This window comes from Deltaproteobacteria bacterium (genome assembly GCA_005879795.1).
GTDB lineage: Bacteria > Desulfobacterota > Binatia > DP-6 > DP-6 > DP-6.
In genome coordinates this window covers 63,306-78,330 of sequence record VBKJ01000146.1, presented here as the reverse complement: position 1 = coordinate 78,330, position 15,025 = coordinate 63,306, and the positions used below count along the sequence as shown (strand labels likewise).

17 protein-coding genes and 1 pseudogene are annotated in these 15,025 nt (G+C 72.2%); 10 read left to right on the top strand and 8 right to left on the bottom strand.

Annotation, left to right across the window (positions count from 1 at the left end):
* Nucleotides 1-22 precede the first annotated feature (22 nt).
* Complete coding sequence (locus E6J59_11830; GenBank protein ID TMB19547.1) at nt 23-433, bottom strand: hypothetical protein; 411 nt, start codon at nt 431-433, stop codon at nt 23-25.
* Nucleotides 434-462: 29 nt separating this feature from the next.
* Between E6J59_11830 and E6J59_11825 the strand changes: the two genes are divergently transcribed.
* The 4 genes from E6J59_11825 to E6J59_11810 all read left to right on the top strand — a co-directional run bounded on the left by E6J59_11825 (nt 463) and on the right by E6J59_11810 (nt 3,181).
* Complete coding sequence (locus E6J59_11825) at nt 463-1,254, top strand: SDR family oxidoreductase (protein TMB19546.1); 792 nt, start codon at nt 463-465, stop codon at nt 1,252-1,254.
* A 41-nt stretch (nt 1,255-1,295) separates the two neighbouring features.
* Entirely contained in the window at nt 1,296-2,183 is an 888-nt protein-coding gene (locus tag E6J59_11820; protein ID TMB19545.1) for an ACT domain-containing protein, read from the top strand.
* Entirely contained in the window at nt 2,180-2,692 is a 513-nt protein-coding gene (locus E6J59_11815; GenBank protein TMB19544.1) for an adenylyl-sulfate kinase, read from the top strand. Before E6J59_11820 ends, E6J59_11815 begins: the two co-directional genes overlap by 4 nt.
* A gap of 69 nt (nt 2,693-2,761) precedes the next feature.
* On the top strand, nt 2,762-3,181 hold the full coding sequence (locus E6J59_11810; GenBank protein TMB19543.1) for a DUF3237 domain-containing protein: 420 nt from the start codon (nt 2,762-2,764) through the stop codon (nt 3,179-3,181).
* Between the two features lie 75 nt (nt 3,182-3,256).
* Here the strand turns inward: E6J59_11810 and E6J59_11805 are convergent.
* Nucleotides 3,257-3,454, bottom strand: a pseudogene (locus E6J59_11805) (hypothetical protein).
* Nucleotides 3,455-3,536: 82 nt separating this feature from the next.
* Between E6J59_11805 and E6J59_11800 the strand changes: the two are divergent.
* The 4 genes from E6J59_11800 (at nt 3,537) to E6J59_11785 (ending at nt 6,701) form a co-directional block, all read left to right on the top strand.
* Entirely contained in the window at nt 3,537-4,367 is an 831-nt protein-coding gene (locus tag E6J59_11800; GenBank protein ID TMB19542.1) for an SDR family oxidoreductase, read from the top strand.
* Nucleotides 4,368-4,808: 441 nt separating this feature from the next.
* Nucleotides 4,809-5,297 (top strand): GNAT family N-acetyltransferase, encoded by a 489-nt coding sequence (locus tag E6J59_11795; GenBank protein TMB19541.1) that lies wholly within the window; start codon nt 4,809-4,811, stop codon nt 5,295-5,297.
* Nucleotides 5,298-5,399: 102 nt separating this feature from the next.
* Complete coding sequence (locus E6J59_11790) at nt 5,400-5,906, top strand: hypothetical protein (protein TMB19540.1); 507 nt, start codon at nt 5,400-5,402, stop codon at nt 5,904-5,906.
* A 390-nt stretch (nt 5,907-6,296) separates the two neighbouring features.
* Nucleotides 6,297-6,701, top strand: a complete 405-nt coding sequence (locus tag E6J59_11785) for a diacylglycerol kinase family protein (protein ID TMB19553.1) — start codon at nt 6,297-6,299, stop codon at nt 6,699-6,701.
* 114 nt (nt 6,702-6,815) lie between these two features.
* On the opposite strand, the gene E6J59_11780 is transcribed toward E6J59_11785, so the two are convergent.
* The 4 genes from E6J59_11780 to E6J59_11765 are packed head-to-tail and all read right to left on the bottom strand — an operon-like array spanning nt 6,816 to nt 11,376.
* Nucleotides 6,816-8,093, bottom strand: coding sequence for a 4Fe-4S dicluster domain-containing protein (locus E6J59_11780; GenBank protein ID TMB19539.1), 1,278 nt, complete (start codon nt 8,091-8,093; stop codon nt 6,816-6,818).
* A complete protein-coding gene (locus E6J59_11775) occupies nt 8,080-8,688 on the bottom strand; it encodes a gamma carbonic anhydrase family protein (GenBank protein ID TMB19538.1) in 609 nt (202 codons plus the stop codon). The genes E6J59_11780 and E6J59_11775 overlap by 14 nt, the downstream gene beginning before the upstream one ends.
* A gap of 16 nt (nt 8,689-8,704) precedes the next feature.
* Nucleotides 8,705-9,991, bottom strand: coding sequence for an FAD-binding oxidoreductase (locus E6J59_11770; protein TMB19537.1), 1,287 nt, complete (start codon nt 9,989-9,991; stop codon nt 8,705-8,707).
* Nucleotides 9,949-11,376, bottom strand: coding sequence for an FAD-binding protein (locus E6J59_11765; GenBank protein TMB19536.1), 1,428 nt, complete (start codon nt 11,374-11,376; stop codon nt 9,949-9,951). Before E6J59_11765 ends, E6J59_11770 begins: the two co-directional genes overlap by 43 nt.
* Before the next feature lie 113 nt (nt 11,377-11,489).
* Between E6J59_11765 and E6J59_11760 the strand changes: the two genes are divergently transcribed.
* Together E6J59_11760 and E6J59_11755 are read left to right on the top strand one after the other, a co-directional pair.
* Nucleotides 11,490-12,671 carry an alanine--glyoxylate aminotransferase family protein gene (locus E6J59_11760; protein TMB19535.1) on the top strand — a complete coding sequence of 394 codons (1,182 nt, stop codon included), beginning with the start codon at nt 11,490-11,492 and terminating at the stop codon, nt 12,669-12,671.
* Nucleotides 12,524-13,732, top strand: a complete 1,209-nt coding sequence (locus E6J59_11755) for a transglycosylase (GenBank protein ID TMB19534.1) — start codon at nt 12,524-12,526, stop codon at nt 13,730-13,732. Before E6J59_11760 ends, E6J59_11755 begins: the two co-directional genes overlap by 148 nt.
* Before the next feature lie 9 nt (nt 13,733-13,741).
* On the opposite strand, the gene E6J59_11750 is transcribed toward E6J59_11755, so the two are convergent.
* Together E6J59_11750 and E6J59_11745 are read right to left on the bottom strand one after the other, a co-directional pair.
* Nucleotides 13,742-14,200 carry a nitroreductase family deazaflavin-dependent oxidoreductase gene (locus tag E6J59_11750; GenBank protein TMB19533.1) on the bottom strand — a complete coding sequence of 153 codons (459 nt, stop codon included), beginning with the start codon at nt 14,198-14,200 and terminating at the stop codon, nt 13,742-13,744.
* Nucleotides 14,200-14,982, bottom strand: a complete 783-nt coding sequence (locus E6J59_11745; GenBank protein ID TMB19532.1) for an SDR family oxidoreductase — start codon at nt 14,980-14,982, stop codon at nt 14,200-14,202. The genes E6J59_11750 and E6J59_11745 overlap by 1 nt, the downstream gene beginning before the upstream one ends.
* Between the last annotated feature and the right edge of the window lie 43 nt (nt 14,983-15,025).

The following is a 15,025-nucleotide window of genomic DNA, read 5'->3' as shown; positions in this document are numbered from 1 at the left end:
ACGACGGCCGCCGCCGGAAGCCTCAGCGGCCGTCGGCGAACCGGCTTCCCAGCGCGGCGCCGCAGAACGCGGCCGCGGGCATCAGGAGCACGGAGAGGGCCCACTCCGAGCCGGGTCCCCCCCGCAACACCGCGGAGCCGACCCGATGCGCGACGTCAGCCGCGATGATGATGGACGGGAGCACGAGCACCGCGACCGAGAACCAGCGGCTCCAGCGGGCCATGTAGCCGACGCCCAGCCCGAAGAGTCCGAACACCACCACGTCGAAAACGAGGAAACCCAAGACCGACGGGGGACGGAGCGCATAGGACACCTTCGCCATCCCCGCGACCATGCTGAGGCCGGCGGGGTTGACGAGGTCCGCAAGCACCTGCGGCTGCTGCGTCGCCTGGCCCACGGCCACCAGGCTCCACACTTCCCTCCCGACTTGCAAACATCCACCCGATCGGCACAAGGGCACGCATGCCTTTCGCCCTCGTGACCGGCGGCTCGCGCGGCATCGGGCGCGCCATCGTGGAGCGGCTGGCGTCCGACGGTGCCGACGTCGCTTTCATCTACCGGCGCGACGCGAAGGCCGCGGCGGAGGTCGAGGCCGCGGTGCGCGCCCGGGGCCGGGCCTGCACCGCGCTCCGTGCCGACCTGGGCGAGCCCGCGCAGGTGGCGGCCGCCCTGGACCGCCTGGGCGACACGCCCGTCGACTTCTTCGTCGCCAATGCCGCCGCCACCGCCTTCCGGCCGCTCCTCGAGGTGAAGCCGCACCACGTCGAGAAGACCTTCGCGATCACGATCGGCGCCTTCCTCCAGATCGTGCAGCGCATCGCGCCGCGCATGCCGCCGACCGGCCGCATCGTCACCATCTCGGGCATGGACACACACCGCTACGTCGCGGGGCACGGCATCCTCGCCTCGGCCAAGGCGGCGCTCGAGGCGCTCACGCGCTACCTCGCGGTCGAGCTCGGCCCCCGTGGCATCACGGTCAACTGCGTGAACCCGGGCTACGTCGAGACCGACTCGGTTGCCATGTACCTGGCCGACGAGACGGGGTGGAAGGCGTTCTTCGAGGAGATCGAGGGAGCGACGCCGCTGCGTGCGCTCGGCCAGCCCGCGGAGGTGGCCGCGCTGGTCGCGTTCCTCTGCTCCGCCGACGCCGCCTGGATGCAGGGGCAGGTCCTCTACCTGGACGGCGGCATCTTCCTCCACGCGCCCGGCCACAGCGTGCGCTGGTGGCGGCAGATGGGGCGCTGGCCCGGGTGATGAGCTTGCGTCCCCCGGAGCACGGCGGCTAAGGTCACGCCGTGCGCAACCGGGCCGTCGTGTCCGTCATCGGCCGCGATCAGAAGGGCGTGGTGGCGCGCGTCTCCACCTACCTCGCCTCCTGCAACATCAACATCGAGGACATCGAGCAGCGCGTGATGGAGGGGCTCTTCATCATGACGATGCTCGTCGACCTCTCCGACCTCTCCATCACGCTCGACGAGCTGGTGATGGGGCTGCGCAGGATCGGCGAGGAGATCAACATGGAGACGACGCTGCGCCTGGCGGGCGGGCCGCCTGAGCGCAAGCGCGTCGCCGTCCTGGTGACGAAGGAACCGCACTGTCTGGCCCAGCTCGTGCAGGACCGCGACGCGGGCGTCCTGAACGGCGACCTGGTCGTCGTGCTGGCGAACCACCCGGACCTGGAGCCGCTGGCGCGCGAGCACGGGATCCCGTTCGCGTGGGCGCCGTCCAGCGACAAGGCGGCGCACGAGGAGTTCCTGCTCGCCCGCCTGGCCGAGCACAAGCCCGACCTCGTCGTTCTCGCACGCTACATGCAGGTCCTGACCAAGCGTGTGATCGACCGCTACCCCTTCCGCATCATCAACATCCACCCCTCGCTGCTCCCGTACCACCCGGGCTCCAACGCCTACAAGCAGGCCTGGGAGGAGGGCGTGCGCGTTTCGGGGTGCACGGCGCACTTCGTGACCGAGCAGCTCGACGCCGGCCCCGTCATTTTGCAGGACGTGTTCCACATCCGCGTCGGCGAGGACGCGCTCGAGGACGTGAAGGCGCGCGGCCGCGCGCTCGAGGCGAAGGTCCTCTCCCAGGCCGTGCAGCTCTCCCTGAACGACCAGCTGGTGGTGAAGGACAAGAAGGTCATCTTCCGGCCGGGCCGCTTCCCGCGCGTGGCGGCGGGCGCGTCGTGAGCGGGTCGGCCTTTTCGGTCTGGGTGACCGGCCCCGACCCGGGGGCTGCGGACGCGATCGCCGAGGAGCTCGCGAGACGGCTCGTCGCGCGGCACCTGGCAGTGGAGGTCCTCGACCGGCGTACGCCCGGCATCGACGCGCTCGCGGGCGAGGGGGTCGAGCGACGCGTCGCCTTCGCCACGGGGCTGCTCGCCCGGCACGGCGTGGCCGTGGTGGTCGCGCTGCCGGTGGCGACGCGCGCAGCACGCGAGCGTGTGCGCGCGGAGCTCCCCCGCATGATCGAGGTCTACGTGCGGCCGGCGCACGAGGCCGGCGGCACGGCGTACGAGCCGCCCGAGCGCCCCGAGGTCGAGATCACCGTGCCCGAGCCATCGCCCGGCGCGGGTGTGGAGCAGGCGCTCCGCACGCTCGAGGTGCTGGACCTCCTGCCGCGCGGCGAGGACCGCGCGTACTCCGAGGAGGAGGAGCGCGAGGTCATCCGCCGGCTGAAGGCGTTCGGGTACCTGTAGCGCGCCACCGAGCAGTGCGCCCGTTGCCAGCGTGCCCCCCCTGTGCGCAGGATCGCGCGGAGGCTGGCCATGATCGAGCTCGTCCCCCTCGCCCGGGCGACCGCGACGCTCTCGCCCCCGCTCATGCTGCCGAACACGCCCGCCGGCATGCGCATCATCTTCGAGATCAGCGACTACCGCTTCGAGGGCGAGCGCTTCGCGGCACGCCAGAGGGGCGCGGCCGCGGCCGACTGGCTCGTGGTCGGGCCGGAGGGCACCGCGACCCTCGACGTGCGCGCCACGCTCGAGACGCACGACGGCGCGCTCGTCCTCCTGCGCTACAGCGGCCGGGTCGACGCCTCGCGCGGCCTCGGCGGGGCGCCCATCTACGCCGCGCCGCAGTTCGACACCGGCGACGAGCGGTACGCGTGGCTCAACCGCCTCCAGGCGATCGCCAGGGGAACGCTCAGCGGCAGCAGCCTGGCGTACGAGATCTACGAGGTGCGATAGCCCGCGTCAGTGGAGCACGCGCGGCCCGCGCGTGCCGACGTTGGTTCCACGCGAGCCGAGGCGCGTGAACGAGCTCAGCTCCCAGCGGTCGTGCTCGTGCAGGTACTTGAGCACGTAGAGGTGCCCGTCGCGGCCGCGCACGCGGAAGTAGTCGGCGTCGCTGCCGTACCAGCGGTCGAGGAGGTCGTCGACCTCGATCGTCTGCTCGCCGAGGACGAAGCGGCGGGGCCCCTCGCTGCCGCGCTCCGCGCGGCACTCGACCTGGATGCGCATGCTGCGGGCTTACCGCCCGTCGCCCCGCGGCGTCAAGACAGTGTCGCCGCGAGGGCCGCGACCATGATATCGCAGGTGCGTCATGCCCGACCTCGATGGGAAGATCGCGTTCGTCACCGGCGCGGGCCTCGGGCGCGAGATCGCGCTCACCTTCGCGCGCGCCGGCGCCCGAGTGGCGGTGAACGACCTCCGCGCCGCGGCGGCCGCCGCGGTGCAGGAGGAGCTGGCGGTGCTTGGGGCCGCCATCTCGTGCGGCCCGCTCGTGGGCGACGTCTCGGACTCGGCGCGCGTGCGCGCCTGGTTCGAGACGCTCGGGCAAACCACGGGCGGGCGGCTCGACGTGCTGGTCAACAACGCGGGCTACGCCGACGTCGACCCCGAGACGCATGCGCGCATGGGCCGGCAGATCGAGGAGCTCGCGGCCGGCGGCCCGGTCGTGACCGCCCTCGACGCCACGCGGCGGATGACCGACGAGCGCTGGACCCGCATGCTCGCCGTCCACCTGAACGGCACGTTCTTCTGCACGCGCGAGGCGCTCGGCCTGATGGTGCCCGCGCGGAGCGGCCGCATCATCAACATGGCGAGCATCGCGGGCATGACCGGGATCGCCGGCGTGACCCACTACTCGGCCGCCAAGGGCGCCATCATCGCCTTCACGAAGGCCCTGGCCCGAGAAGTCGGCCCACAGGGCATCCTCGTGAACGCGATCGCGCCCGGCTACATTGACACGCCCCTGCTGGACATCATGGGCGACCAGCGCGAGATGCAGACGGCCATGATCGCGCTGCAGACCGCCGTCGGCCGCCTCGGCGAGGCGCGAGAGATCGCGGCGACGGCGCTCTTCCTGGCCGGGCCGGGCGCCAGCTACTTCACCGGGCAGGTGCTGTCGCCGAACGGGGGGCTGGTGATCTGACTTGGCCGCTGGGCGCCGGGCCGTGCCACAGTGCTCGCAAACCCGCGGCATCTCTTCTCTCTCTATCATCCTATCATCCGCTCGTTCTGCCTCGTTCGAGCGTTGCTCTTGTCGTGGGGAGCGCCCCTCACCTATGGTGCGCGCCGGTGCTCCGTGTGTTCGCGTCGACGGGTCATCGCGCGGCCACGGCTGGCGCGCGAGCACTCGGACGATCCGGGGTGGCGGCGGGTGCTCGAGGCTCCCGTCTTGGAGCGCTACAGGGGCGGCCCTCGCAGACTATCAGCACCCGCGCGGAGATGGCGGCGGGCGACCAACCGGCGGGAATTCAGATGCTTGAGTCGGAATGTCGAGGTTGTTGCTACGTGAGCAGGCGTCGTCAGGGTGGTGGCGCTACACAGACCTGTCCAAGTATTGTTGGGCGGACCGCAGTCCTGGATACCCATGGCCTCAGAAACGATCACCATAGCGCGCGCTGAGCTGACCGCCGACGTCAGCCGTGCCCTCATTGACTCGTTGAACGCCGAGCTCAGGGGCATCTATCCCGAACCGGGAGCGACCCACTTTCACCTGGATCCCGAGGAAGTAGGCGACGGCCACGGCATCTTCCTCGTCGTCTACCGAGAGGGAAAGCCGGTCGGCTGCGGTGCCCTGCGGCTCCTCGATGCGGAGATGGGCGAACTCAAGCGGATGTATCTGTCTCCCACCGTACGCGGGAGGGGTCTGGGGCGGCGCCTCGTGGCTGCTCTCGAGGTGGAGGCGCGGGCACTGGGCGTTCGGCGCCTCGTCCTCGAAACCGGCGTCCGGCAGGCCGCCGCCCTCGCGCTCTATCGAGCAACTGGCTTCCACCCAATCCCGCTCTACGGGGGATACTGCCTCTCCCCGGAAACCAGCGTATGTCTTGGCAAGAACCTCTTGGAGCACGACCCGTGATTCACGCCGCGGCCGCGCCCAACATGAAATTGGAGCTGACGGTCGCCTGCGGCACCCGCAGTTCAATTCCAAGTCGTTGGACCGCTTAGGGCATGATTTCTCATGGCCGAATCGCACTGCCTGGCGCCGGACTCGTGGCAGCCCTCGGCCTGCTCGCCGGTGTCGGGCGGCTCATCAGAAGACATGAGGGCTGAATCCACGCTGCGATTTCCGGCCCGCGATCTGAAGCCCTACGGCGAGTACGTGAGGTCCGAAGACCTCATCGTCGGCGAAGTCTACTTTCGCGTTGACTTTGTCGACGATGACATGCTCGTGCCCGAGGTTGTGCCAGTCGTGTTCGTAGGCCGGAATCTTACCCCCGGTGACGACAGCCGAAGTTCTGCACTCCTGTACTTTCAGGACTTCGACTCGTACTCGGCAGGGATTCGCTACGGAACGATCCGCGCTGGCTCCCAGAAGGGCGCGGATCAATCCCTCGAGGACGTCGACGAACCGCCATCCTTCGAATGCGCGGAAGAGACCGAATATAGCGGCGTATTTGAATTCGAAAAGGCGCTCGACCAGCTCCTCACATGTTCCTTGCGTCGAAAGCCGTGCTCCGAGGCATGAGCGAGCCGCCCCTCAAGCGGTTGCAGCGGACGGCGCTGCGCGCCGCCGCTGAACCGCCAGGTCGTTGGACGGCTGGAGTGAGAGCAGAGGTGGTGAAATGGCTGAGGACCTTGACGCGCTTTTCGGAGCCATCCGTGTCCGGCTCGCGGAACTCATTACCCGAGGGCTGGCTTGGCGGCGTCGCGGTGGCCGAGATCGCGAGGGATGACGGCCGGATCCTGAGAGTGAGCCACGGAAAGTGATCCACGCAACAGGCAGCCGGAGAGGATCCGTATCGATCGCACGCCAAGGTGTCCGATGCGGCAGGGGGCTCAGCCGCCGGTCGGCAGGCGCTGAGCTCGCTTCCAACGCGGCGGGGTGAGCCGCCAAGCCATTAGACACTCCGAGAATATGACCCGAGGCTCATCCCCGCGATCCCTTACCTTTACCGGGCGGATTCGTAGCTTCTCCTTTGCAATCCATGGCATCGCAATCATGCTACGGTCGCAACACAACGCATGGATCCATGCGGCAGCTACCGTCTCGGTCGTCACCGTGGGTGTATTCTTCGGAATCTCGCGAACTGATTGGTGCTGGATCGTGCTCGCTATCGTTGCGGTGTGGACTGCGGAAGCTGTTAACACGGCCCTCGAGTTCCTCACGGACGTCGCCTCGCCGGGTTTCCATCCAATCGCCGGTCAGGCCAAAGATGTGGCCGCAGGTGCTGTCCTCATCGCGGCCACCGGCTCGGTCATCATCGGCGTCCTCGTTCTCGGGCCTCACCTACTTCGCTGGCTCGGTTGGATCCGTGCCTAGGGTGCGGTCTGCACTGGCGTCGACACTCTAACTTCGTTCGGATTTGACGCCTGGTTACCTGGCTGCAGCGGCCCGTATCGGTGCGAGTTGAGATGTCGATGGCTCGCCATCGAATCATGCCTGCGGGCTGCGAGTGCTCGTGACGTCTTCGTGCAGCCCGTGCGCCGTCGCGAGCAGATCGATCGGATGCTCGACGCGCACACGGAGCCCACGCAGGATCGCACCGGCCCTGATCTGGAGGATGCAGCCCGGATTCGCCGCCGCAACCACCTCCGCTCCCGTGGCCGCGATGTGGTCGAGCTTCCGCTCGAGCAGACGGCGCGCCATCCGGGGCTCGGTCAGGTTGTAGGTGCCGGCGCTGCCGCAGCACATGTCGGATTCCTCGAGCTCGACCAGACGGACACCCGGGACGGCGGCGAGCAGCTCCCGGACCTGCGCGCGCACGCCCTGGCCGTGCGCGAGGTGACACGGGTCGTGCACGGCAACGGTGCAGGCGAGCGGGCGCGACGGCGGGGGTAGCCCGAGCTCGGCGAGGAGCGCGAGCGCGTCCCGGGCGCGCGCCCCGACGGCGGCGGCCGCCGGGTCGCCGGGGAGGAGGGCGCGATACTCGCGCAGGAGCGCGCCGCAGCCGGCGGCGTTCGACACAACCCAGTCGGCTCCCGACGCGCCGAGGACGCTCGCGACACTCCGCGCCAGCATCCGGGCGCGCTCCACGGCACCGAGATGGATGGCGAGCGCGCCGCAGCACCCCTGTCCGCGCGGGACGAGGACGCGCACGCCCGCGCGCTGGAGGAGACGGGCCGTGGCGACGTTGGTCCTTCCGAAGGCCGTCTCCGCGACACAGCCCGTGAGCAGCACCGCGGTGCCGCGCGGCTGCCCCTCCGGCTCGAGCACCGAGGAGGGCAGACCCGGGGCGCGGGCGGCGCCCGGGAGCGCAGCCACATACGCGAGCCACGGGCTCCGGAGGCGCCGCGCCAGGCGACTGACCCACCGCGCGCCACCCAGCGGCCGCATCAGCGCGAACGCCGCGCGCCGGAGCGCCGGCGTCGTCAGCACAGCCACAAGCGCTCGCCGCCCCCAGCGCGCCGGCGCCGGCCGGAAGCGCTCGACGTACGGCCGCGCCGCCTCGATGAGTGCGCCGTACTCGACGCCCGACGGGCAGGCGGTCTCGCACGCGCGGCAGCCGAGGCAGAGGTCCAGGTGCCGGATGACCTCGGGCGTGGGCGCCAGCTGCCCCTCTTCCAGCGCGCGGATCAGGTGGATGCGGCCGCGCGGCGAGTCGGCCTCCACACCGAGCTCCACGTAGGTCGGGCACGCGGCGAGGCAGAGCCCGCAGTGGACGCAGGTGAGGAGCTTCTCGCGCGCGACGAAGCGGGGCTCAGGGCTCGACAATGCGGTCGTCCTTGTGCGCGCCGAGCGCGCGCGCGTAGCGCCGGCTGCGCTCGGGCATGCGGGTCTCGCCGCGCGGCGCCGCCTGGTCGCCGAACACGGTGCGCGCGAAGTCGAGCCCGGCGAGCAGCTTCGAGATCTCCTCGTGGTCCTTGGGCGAGAAGAGGCGCACCGGATCGCCGAGCGCCACCCAGCCGATCGGCACGACCGTGTCGGCATGAATCCGCGTCCGGATGTGCACGATGCCGCGGATGCGGACGGTCGCGCGCGCGCCGATGGTGGCGCCGTTGAAGATGCAGGCACCGGTGGCGATGAAGACGTCGTCCTCGACGCGGCAGCCGCTGAGATGCGCGTGCGGCCCGACCAGCACGTGGTCGCCGAGCGACGCGGGATGGTGCGCGACGCCGCGGATCACCGCGTTCTCCATGATGATGCACCGCTCGCCGATCGTGACCGGGCCGCTCTCGGCGGTGAGGACGGCGCCGAAAAGGACGCGGCTCTCGGCGCCGACGGTCACGTCACCGCAGACGGTGGCGTTGGGCGCGACGTAGGCCGAGGCGTGGATGTGGGGCCGTTTCCCGCGATGCTCGAGGATCATCGTTGCTTGCCCTCCCTCATATCCCCGCGACGAACCGCCCGGGGGCGAAGAGACCGCCCGGGTCGAACGCCGCCTTGAGGCCGCGCATGAGCGCGACGCCCTCTCCCGGGTCGCCCCATACGTCGACCTGCGCCTTCACGTCCGGCGTCGCCCGCTCGACCACGAGCGAGCCGCCGCGCGCCTGGAGCCCCGGCCGGAGCGCCGCGACGAGCCCGGCGACGGCGCGCGCCTCGGGGACCGCCACCCGCACCACGCCGCTCGCCGCGTGCGCGAGGCAGCGGAGCGCGGTGCCGGATCGGCTCGCCCGCGCCAGGAACTCGCCGACCTCGGTCGGCAGCATGGCGGCACGGAGCACGGCCGCCGCCGGCTCGAGCGCGAAGTCCGCGAGCCGCGTGCGCAGCGGCGCGCCGTCCGCGACGCTGATGGCGCGGAGACCACGCGCCCGCGCGAGGTCCAGCGTGCGCGCCCGGGCGTGCGCCACCTCCTCCGCGATGCCGGCGAGGCCGATCACGACCGCGGCCCCGTCGCCCGGCCCCTCGGGCAGAGCGCCGGGTCCGCCCACCTCGAGCCAGAAGGGCGCGACCTCGCTCGCCATCACGCCGAGCGCGGTCTCGGCCGCCGCCTCGACCGAACGGGCGGCGATCACTACCGCCTCCTCGCACGCCGGCCGCGGCCGCACCTTGAAGGTCGCCTCGACGATCACGCCGAGCGTGCCGAGCGCGCCCACGTGGAGCTTCGGGAGGTCGTAGCCGGCGACGTTCTTGACCACCCGCCCGCCGCCGGCGACGAGCGCGCCGTCGGCGCCGACCACACGGATCCCGAGCAGGAGATCGCGCACGCGACCCTGGGAGGCGCGGAGCGGGCCGGAGAGGTTCGCAGCGACGAGGCCGCCGATGGTCGTCACGTCGGCGCACGGCGGATCGAGGGGCAGCCACTGGCCGCTCTGCGCCAGCGTCTCCGCGAGCGCGGCGAGCGTGCAGCCCGCTTGGGCGGTGACCGTCATGTCGCCCGCCTGATGGTCGATGACGCGCGCGAGGCGGTCGAGCCCGAGCACCACGTCGAGCCGCGCCGGCGGCGCGCCGACGCTCAGGTGCGCGCCGAGGCCCTGCACGACGAGGCTCGCGCGCGCCCGGGCGGCGGCCCGCACGCACTCCTGCACCTCGGCCACGCTCCCCGGGCGCACCACCCAGGCGGGCACCACGCCGTCGACCGGCGCGCCGGGCGCCACGTGCTCGGCGCCGACGATGTCCGCCCACGGCGTCACATGGCCGCCTGCCGGCGCGGGGCGCGCGTCTCGACGCACACCTTCGCGTCGGGGAAGATCTTGTGCGGGTTGGCGCGCCCCTCGGGATCGAACACGGCCCGCAGCCGGACCATCGCGGCGAGATCGTCGGGGCCGAAGAGGAGCGGCATCTGCCCGATCTTCTCGACCCCGATGCCGTGCTCACCGGTCAGGCTCCCGCCGAGCGCGACGCAGGCCTCGAGGATCTCGCGCCCCGCCGCCAGCACGCGCCGGACCTCGTCCCGGTCGCGCTCGTCGAAGAGGAGGATCGGGTGGATGTTGCCGTCGCCGGCGTGGAAGACGTTGGCGATGCGGAGCCGGTGGCGCTCGGCCGCCGCCGCGATGCGGCGGAGGATGTCGGGCACGCGCGTCCGCGGCACGACGCCGTCCTGCGTGCAGTAGTTGGGCGCGAGCCGCCCCACGGCGCCGAAGGCGCGCTTGCGGCACTTCCAGAGCGCGGCGCGCTCCGCGTCGTCGCGCGCCACGCGCACCTCGCGCACGCGGTTCTGGCGGCAAACGGCGGCGACCCGCTCCGCCTGCGGGTCGAGGCCGACCGCGGGACCGTCGAGCTCGACCAGGAGGACGGCGCCCGCGTCGGTCGGGAGGCCGATGTGATACGCCTGCTCGAGTGCCTGCAGGATGAGCCGGTCCATCATCTCGAGCGCTCCGGGAATGACGCCAGCCGAAATGATGCCCGACACCGCCTCGCTCGCCGCGTCGACCGACTCGAAGACGGCGAGGAGCGTGCGGTACGCCTCCGGCGCGCGCACCAGGCGGAGCGTGGCGCGCGTCACGATGCCGAAGGTCCCCTCGGCCCCGACCACGAGCCCGACCAGGTCGTAGCCCGGCCGATCCTCGACCGCGCCGCCGAGCATCACCACCTCGCCCGACGCCAGCACCAGCTCCACGCCGAGGACGTGGTTCGTCGTGACGCCGTACTTGAGGGTGTGCGGCCCGCCCGAGTTCTCGGCGATGTTGCCGCCGATGGTGCACGCCGGCTGGCTCGACGGGTCGGGCGCGTAGCAGAGGCCGTGCGCGCGCACCGCGTTCGTGACCCACTGGTTCACGACGCCCGCCTGCGCGACGATGCGGCGGTTGGCGACATCGATCGCTTCGATCGCGGTGAGCCGGCTGGTGCCGACCATGACCGGCGCCTCGACCGGCAGCGTGCCGCCCGAGAGGCCCGTGCCCGCGCCGCGTGGCACGAAGGAGATGCGCTCCGCGGCGAGCAGCCGGAGCACCGCCGCGACCTCCGCCGGCGTGTGCGGCAGCACGACGACCTCCGGCGCCGTGCGCGCGAGCGTGTAGCCGTCGCACTCGTAGACGAGGAGCGCCTCGGGCCGGTCGATGACGCCGTCGGCGCCGACGATAAGACGCAGGTCGGCGAGCAGCGCGGGCCGGACCATGTCGCGTTCCTCCTAGCGCCGGCCTGTGGGCGTGTACAGGGCGAGCAGGGGAGAGGGGCAGCCGTCGCCGGCGTTCTCGCCCGCGGCGGGCCGCTCGTGTAGAGTGCGCCGCCGTGACCGCGATCCCCGGCGAGTTCGCGCCGCCCGCGCGCCTGCTCCTAGGTCCCGGCCCCTCGGAGGTGCATCCGCGCGTGCTGCGCGCCATGTCCGCGCCGCTCGTCGGGCACCTCGACCCCGCCTTCATCGCCATGATGGAGGAGGTAAAGGCGCTCCTCCGCTTCGTGTTCGCGACCCAGAACACGCTCACCTTCCCCGTCTCGGGCACGGGCAGCGCGGGCATGGAGGCGTGCATCGTCAACCTGGTCGAGCCGGGCGACGAAGTCGTCGTGGGCGTGAACGGCGTCTTCGGGACGCGCATGGCGGACGTGATCGAGCGGGCAGGCGGGGTTGCGGTGCGCGTCGAGGCGCCGTGGGGCCGCGTCGTGCGCGCCGAGCAGGTCGAGGCCGCGCTCCGGAACTGCCGGCAGCCGAAGCTGGTCGCGCTCGTCCACGCCGAGACCTCGACCGGCGCCTGGCAGCCGCTCCCCGACGCCGCCCGCCTCGCGCACGAGCACGGCGCGCTCTTCCTCGCCGACTGCGTGACCTCGCTCGGCGGCGTGCCGGTCGAGATCGACCGGTGGGGGATCGACGCCGCCTACAGCGGGACGCAGAAATGCCTCTCGTGCCCGCCGGGCCTCGCGCCGGTCACGTTCGGGCCGCGCGCGCTCGAGGCGCTCGGCAGGCGAAGGACGCGCGTCCAGAGCTGGTACCTCGACCTGACGCTGCTCTCGCAGTACTGGGGCGAGGAGCGCGTGTACCATCACACCGCGCCCATCTCGATGAACTACGCGCTGCGCGAGGCGCTGCGCCTGGTCGCCGAGGAGGGGCTCGAGGCGCGCTTCGCGCGGCACCGGGAAAACCATGAGGCGCTCGCCGCCGGCCTGGGCGCGCTCGGCGTCGCGCTCGCCGCCGAGGAGGGTCACCGCCTGCCCGTGCTGAACGCGGTCACGGTGCCCGACGGCGTCGAGGAGGCACGGGTGCGCGCGCGCCTCCTCGCCGAGCACGGCATCGAGATCGGCGGCGGGCTCGGGCCGACGAAGGGGAAGGTGTGGCGCATCGGCCTCATGGGCGAGTCGAGCCGGCGCGCGCACGTGCTGACGGTCCTCGCGGCGCTCGAGGACACGCTCCGCGCCGAGGGACGGCGTGTGTCGCCGGGCGCCGCGCTCGCCGCGGCCCAGTCCGTATACGCGGCGTGAGCCGGGCCGGGCTGGCGCTCTTCTGCGTTCTCCTCGCCGGCTGCGCCGTGCTCCGCCCGCGCCCTTCGGGCCCGCTCGTCCCCGCGGAGCTCCCGGCGCTCGAGGACGATCTCGATCTCGCCTCCCTGCGCGCCGCCCTCGAGCGGACACGGCCCGTTTACGCCCGCGCCGGTGACGCGGCCGCGCTGGCCGCGGCCGACCGGCTGCTCGCGATCCTCGACACGACCGCGGATCCCGAGGCGCGTCGCGAGGCCGTCGCGCGGACCTTCCGCGTCGTCCGCTTCCGCGACCCCGCGCTGCTCACCGCGTACTACGAGCCCGAGCTGGCCGCCCGCTTCGCGCGCGACGCGATCTTCCGCTACCCGCTGTACGCCCGGCCCCCGGATCTGATCGACGTCGAGCCCCGCACCCTCGACGAGACTTGCACGTGCCGGCGGCTCTCCGGCCGGGTCGAGGGCGGACGGCTTCAGCCTTATCCGGCCCGCGCGGACATCGAAGGCGGCGCGCTCGCGGGGCGGGGGCTCGAGCTGGCGTGGGTTGCCGATCCCGTGAGCCTCTTCGTCCTCCACGTGCAGGGCTCGGGGCGTCTCAGGCTGGACGACGGGGCGGTCGTCGGCGCGCGCTGGGCGGGCTCGAACGGGCGGCCCTACCGGACCGTGGCGCCGGCCCTCGCTGCGCGCGGGCTCGTCCAGCCCGATCACGCCTCGCTCCCCGACCTGCGGCGCGCGCTCGAAGCGCTGCCGGCGGGCGAGCAGGCAGCCATCCTTGCCGGCAACGAGCGGTACACGTTCTTCCGCCTGGCCGAGGGCGGCCCCGTAGGCAGCCTCGGGGTCGAGCTGACTCCCGGCCGCTCGATCGCCACCGACCCCCGTCTCGTCCCACCAGGGGCGCTCGCCTATCTCGCCACCCCGTCGCTGCGCCGCTTCGCCGTGAGCCAGGACGCCGGCGCGGCGATCGTCGGCGCGCACGCCGACCTCTTCCTCGGCGCGGGGGTGGAGGCCGAGGAACGCGCTGGCAGCATGCACGAGCGGGGCGAGCTCTACCTCCTCCTGCCGCGCTGAGTCTCCAGCCTACTGCCCGACCGACACCGCCACCGGCAGCAGCTCGACCGGCCTTCCCCGCCCGATCGTCGAGCCCACGAACGAGAGGAGCCATGCCGTCGTGTACTTGGCGGTGAAGAGTTCGTGGATCGCCTCGACCCGCTTCGGGTCCGTCACCATCACCGCGCGCACGCGGAAGCGATAGCCGTCCTGGCGGACGACCGCGGTCGGCCGCCTCTGCAGGTTTCGGTACCAGTCGGTCTTCCCGTTCTTGCCCGCCTGGACGACGATCTTGCCATCCTCGACCACGAACCACACCGGCCTCCTGTGCTCCTTACCGGTCTTGCGGCCGGTGGTGGTGAGCTCGACCGTCGAGGCGCTCTTGATCCGGTCGAGGGCGGCGCCGACCTCGGGCAGCGGCGCCTCGTCGGCCGCCGCCGTCGCGAGGACCCCGAGCACGCAGACCAGCGCCGCAGCCGCAACGCGCATCAGGCCTCCCTGGGCCTCAGGAACTGGGACACCGCGCGCGCGACCACTCCGCGGGGGACGAAGCGCAGCGCCGCGGTCATCAGGCTGTTCATCGTCCCGTTCACGAGGACGGGTCCGTGCCCGACGGCGCGCACTGCCTGGTCCGCGACCTGCTCCGCCGACATCCAGGCGAAGCTCGGGACGCCGCTCACGTCGACCGCGGCCTTCTCCTGGAACTCGGTGCGCGTGAAGCCGGGGCAGACGCAGAGCACCTGTACTCCCGTGCCGCGTAGCTCGGCGGCGATGCCCTCCGAGAAGCTGAGCACGAACGCCTTGGTCGCGGCGTAGGTCGCCATGTACGGTCCGGGCGCGAAGGCGCCCATGGAGGCGATGTTCATCACCACGCCGGCCTTGCGCGCGACCATCGCGGGCAGGCAGCGGCCGGTGAGCTCGACCAGCACCTCGACGTTGAGGCGGACCTCGTTCAGCTCACCGTCGACCGGCAGGCGGTCGAAGCGGCCGACCGTCCCGAAGCCGGCGTTGTTCACGAGCCAGTCGACGGTGAACCCCCGGCGGCCGACGTCGTCCAGCAGCTCGCGCGCCGCGCCGGGCTCGACCAGGTCCTTGGCGATCACGTGGGCGGCCACTCCGTGCACGTCCGTCAGCTCGCGCGCCAGGGCTTCCAGCCGGTCGCCGCGCCGGGCAACCAGTACGAGATGCCGGCCGTCACGCGCGAGGCGGCGGGCGAGCGCCTCGCCGATTCCGCTCGAGGCGCCGGTGACGAGCGCGACCTCTTGCGCCATGGAATCACCTCCGGTGGGTTGGGCGGTCCCGCTTACCACGACG